The organism is uncultured Enterovirga sp., assembly GCF_964242715.1.
In the GTDB taxonomy this organism is placed as follows: domain Bacteria; phylum Pseudomonadota; class Alphaproteobacteria; order Rhizobiales; family Beijerinckiaceae; genus Enterovirga.
The window spans coordinates 1-4,432 of record NZ_CAXTAZ010000105.1; the positions used below are offsets into that span (position 1 = coordinate 1).

A 4,432-nucleotide genomic window follows, 5' to 3' on the forward strand; every position below is an offset into this window, starting at 1 on the left:
CCACCATCTTCCACTCTTCCTTCGTGTAGCCGTCGTCCATGAAGACGTCGATCTCCGGGATGACGTTGAAGGCGATCCGCTTCGGAAACGTCTTCATCGCCATCTGGGAGAGCGAATAGACCGACTTCGTCTGGGCGTAGAGCTCGTCCATGCCCCCTTTGCCGGCGCCGGAAACCGACTGGTAGGTCGAGACCACCACGCGCCGGATCTTGGCCGCGTCGTGCAGGGGCTTCAGGGCCACGACGAGCTGCGCCGTCGAGCAGTTCGGGTTGGCGATGATGTTCTTCTTCGCGAACCCTCGCAGCGCCTCGGCATTCACCTCGGGCACGACGAGCGGGACGTCGGGGTCCATGCGCCAAGCCGAGGAATTGTCGATCACGACGCAGCCCTGGGCGGCGATGCGGGGCGACCAGGCCTTCGAGATCTCGCCGCCGGCCGACATCAGGCAGAGGTCGGTGCCGGAAAAGTCGAAATCGTCGAGCGACTTCACCTTCAGGACGCGGTCGCCGAACGAGACCTCGCTGCCCTGCGAGCGTCGGGAGGCGAGCGCCACCACCTCGTCCGCCGGAAAGGCCCGTTCCGCCAGGATGCCCAGCATCTCGCGCCCGACATTGCCGGTCGCGCCGACCACGGCAACCTTGTAGCCCATCTCGCTCTCCTGAAGGATCTGCGCGCCGTCCTGCGGCTGCGCCGTTTCGAACCGCTCCCGCGGGGAGCGACAGACCTGATCAGCCGGCGCGTTTGAGCCGCCGGGGGGCGGCTTCGATCGTCGAGGGCTGGGGGGAGATCAGGGTCATGGCGTCGAAACGAGTTCGACGCACGCAACACCGACGCCGCAGGATTGTCAAGGAAATCCACCCGGCGGGCGAGTGTCCGGAGCCGTAACCGGGCTGGCGCGTCGGCTGCATCGGCTATTGATGCGGGCCTTTCCGCCTCTATAGACAGACCATGCATTCTCTCCTCTTCGACATCGCCGTCTGCACGATCGCGGCCTGGGTGTTGGGGGTCGTCGCCCAGCTCGCCCGACAGCCTGTGATCCTGGCCTATCTGGTCGGGGGCTTTCTCGTCGGCCCCTCGGTCATGAAGCTCGTGAAGTCGCAGGAATCGATCGAGACGATCTCCGAACTCGGCCTCATCTTCCTCCTCTTCATGATCGGCCTCGAGATCGACCTGAAGAAGATCGTCCGGTCGGGGAAGGTCATCCTGGCGAGTGCCGGTTCGCAGATCCTGGGCGGTGCGATCCTCGGGATCCTGTTCTTCCTCCTGCTCGGATTTCCGATGGGGCAGGGGAGGTGGGACGCCCTCTATCTCGGCATCGCGGCCGCGCTGTCCTCGACCGTCATCATCGTGAAGGTGCTCTATGACAAGCGCGAGCTCGACACGTTGCCCGGACGCGTGACGCTGGGCCTCCTCGTCCTGCAGGACCTCTTCGTCATCCTGTTCCTGGCCGTGCAGCCGAGCTTGAACGACCTCCGCATCGGGGTGCTGCTGCTGTCGATCGCTCGCGTGGCGGTCCTCGTCCTGACCATGTTCCTGGTCAGCCGGTATGTGCTGCCCCATCTCTTCCGCTACATCGCGCGGCTGCCGGAACTGGTGCTCGTCGGCGCGCTCGCCTGGTGCTTCTTCGGCTGCGAACTGGCCGAGCAGCTCCACCTGTCGCGCGAGATGGGCGCGCTCGTCGCGGGCGTCGCGCTCTCGACGTTCCCGTATGCGCTCGACGTGACCGCGAAGGTCACGAGCCTGCGGGACTTCTTCGTCACGCTCTTCTTCGTCGGCCTCGGGATGACGATCCCGATTCCGACCTGGAACGTCATCGGGCTGGCGCTGCTCCTGTGCGCCTTCACGGTCGTGAGCCGGATCGCAACCACCTTCCCACCGCTCTACTGGATGCGGCAGGGGATCCGGGCGAGCGCCCTGCCGGCACTCAATCTGAGCCAGGTGAGCGAGTTCTCGCTCGTCCTCATGACGCTCGGCGTCGCGGCGGGCCACATCTCGCCGGACATCAAGAACGCGGCTTCCTTCGCCTTCGTGATCCTGGCGGTCGTGTCGACCTTCGCCATGACGAATTCCGATGCGATCGCGCGCTGGCTCACCCGGCGGCTGAAGAGTTTCGGGCTCCGCGACCTCGATGCGAGCGCCACGCCCGCGGATGACGACGGCGACGGCCACGGCGCCCGCATTCTTCTCCTCGGCTTCTTCCGGACGGCAAGTTCGCTCATCGCCGATCTCGAGCGTGACGATCCGGATCTCCTGAAGGAGATCGCCGTCGTCGACTTCAACCCGGTCGTCTTCGCCAACCTGACCGCCCGGGGCATCAAGGTGCAGTATGGCGACATCAGCCAGCGCGAGACCCTGGTCCATGCAGGCATCGAGAAGGCCGAGATCCTCGTCTCCTCGATCCCGGATTTCCTCCTGAAAGGGTCCACGAATGAGCGGCTCGTCCGCCAGCTTCGCTCGATCAACCCCGATGCCGTCATCATCGCCCCGGCGGACACGCTCGCCGATGTCGCGCAGCTCTACGAGGCCGGTGCCAACTACGTGATGCTGTCGCGGCTCACGGAGGCGCGGGACCTGCGCGAGGCCCTCACGTCGGCCCTTTCCGGCCAGGTCGATACAAAGCGGGCCGAACTCGCCGCTCGTCTGGACGGTCGCGCCGAGGTCCTGGCCTGACCTTCGCGGCGGCCGCGCCTTAGGGAACCTTTGAGGCTACTTGTGCCTTATGTTCCCGATCTGGACGGGCCTTCGCTCGCAGCCAGGAGGGGTCAAGGATCACGCCATGCGAGCCGCTGCACTCGTCGCCTCTGTCGCCGCCTTCGTGAGTTTCGGATCGGCCGTGGCGGAAGCCCAGGAATCCTACCGGGTGAACGGCCCGCTGCGCCTCAATGTCCGCGCACGCAGCTTCCTCGACGCTGGCAATACCGTGGCTCCATATTCGTCCGTGAACCCGGCCAGCGCCTACGGCCAGGCCGTATCTTACCTGGCGAACCCGCCTTACGCGAATATGCGCGATCGCTTCGGCGAGGGCGTTCTTCCGGATCCCGTCACCAATGGACCCTTCGTCGGCGCCACGAACCCGATCGGGCCGGTCGATTACGGTGTCTTGGGTGGCCTGCCGCCCCTCGATTGAGGGTTGGGTCAGCTCAGAGCAGGCCTGAGTTCCGCCATGACGGCATCGCCCATATCGCCGGTGCCGATCGGATTGGCACCAGGCGCGACGATGTCCCGCGTGCGTGAGCCGCTCGCGAGCACGCGGGAAACGGCCTCTTCCAGAGCCGTCGCCGCTTCGCCGAGGTTCAGCGAGTAGCGCAGCGCCATCGCGAGCGAGCCAATCATCGCGAGCGGGTTGGCTGCCCCTTGGCCAGCGATGTCCGGGGCTGAGCCGTGGACGGGTTCGTAGAGTGCCGGTCTGCGGCCCGTCGCCGGATCGGGCGAGCCGAGCGAGGCCGAAGGCAGCATCCCGAGCGATCCGGTCAGCATCGCACCCACGTCCGACAAGATGTCTCCGAAGAGATTGTCGGTGACGATCACGTCATATTGCTTGGGCCGACGCACCAGCTGCATGGCGCAATTGTCCGCGAGGACATGCTCGAGTTCGACCTCCGAGAACTCGTCGCGGTGGATGCGGGTCACCACCTCGTTCCAGAGGACACCCGACTTCATCACGTTGCGCTTCTCGGCGGACGACACCTTGTTCCGCCGCGTGCGCGCGAGGTCGAAGGCGACGCGCGCGATCCGCTTGATCTCGCCCGTGGTGTAGATCTGGGTGTCGACCGCCCGCTTCTCGCCAGTCTCGAGCGTGACGATCTCTTTCGGCTCGCCGAAATAGACGCCGCCCGTCAACTCGCGGACGATGAGGAGATCGAGACCCTCGACCAGTTCGCGCCGCAGCGAGGAGGCGTCGGCCAGGGCCGGATAGCAGATGGCGGGCCGGAGGTTGGCGAACAGGCCTAGATCCTTGCGGAGGCGGAGAAGGCCTGCTTCGGGTCGGCTCTCATACGCGACCCGGTCCCATTTCGGCCCGCCCACGGCCCCGAACAGCACCGCGTCCGCCGCATGCGCGAGCGCGACAGTCGTATCCGCAACGGGCTTGCCGTGTGCCTCGTAGGCGGCGCCGCCGACAAGGTCCGTCTCGGTCTCGAAGGAGGCGATCCCGGCTGCCTCGAGGCAGCGGATGACCTTCTCGACCTCGCGGCAAACCTCTGGCCCGATCCCGTCGCCAGGCAGGAGCAGCAACTTCAACGTGGGCATGCGGCTTCCACCTCGGCCGACCTGCCGGGTGCAAACGATCGCTGCCGGCCAGGTTCACTGCGCTTGCGTCTCCGCGCGGTTCGTCCGGCGGACGAGCCGGCGCGAGGCTGGCTCAGCCCTGCCGGGCCTTGTAGCGCTTCTGCGTCTTGTTGATGATGTAGACGCGGCCCTTGCGGCGCACGAG

The 4,432-nt window shown here is 66.2% G+C and carries 5 protein-coding genes; 2 read left to right on the plus strand and 3 right to left on the minus strand.

Annotation, left to right across the window (positions count from 1 at the left end):
* On the minus strand, positions 1-649 hold a 649-nt coding region (locus ACFE87_RS24695), incomplete at its 3' end, for an aspartate-semialdehyde dehydrogenase (protein WP_375462306.1).
* 299 nt (positions 650-948) lie between these two features.
* Here ACFE87_RS24695 and ACFE87_RS24700 point away from each other — a divergent pair.
* Together ACFE87_RS24700 and ACFE87_RS24705 are read left to right on the plus strand one after the other, a co-directional pair.
* A complete protein-coding gene (locus ACFE87_RS24700) occupies positions 949-2,670 on the plus strand; it encodes a cation:proton antiporter (RefSeq protein WP_375462307.1) in 1,722 nt (573 codons plus the stop codon).
* Positions 2,671-2,776: 106 nt separating this feature from the next.
* Positions 2,777-3,127: a hypothetical protein gene (locus tag ACFE87_RS24705; protein WP_375462308.1), complete on the plus strand. Its 351-nt coding sequence runs from the start codon at positions 2,777-2,779 to the stop codon at positions 3,125-3,127.
* Between the two features lie 8 nt (positions 3,128-3,135).
* Here the strand turns inward: ACFE87_RS24705 and leuB are convergent, their stop codons facing one another.
* A complete protein-coding gene (leuB, locus tag ACFE87_RS24710; protein ID WP_375462309.1) occupies positions 3,136-4,248 on the minus strand; it encodes a 3-isopropylmalate dehydrogenase in 1,113 nt (370 codons plus the stop codon).
* A gap of 112 nt (positions 4,249-4,360) precedes the next feature.
* Positions 4,361-4,432: 50S ribosomal protein L36 (locus ACFE87_RS24715; protein WP_375462310.1), on the minus strand; the 72-nt coding region annotated here is incomplete at its 5' end.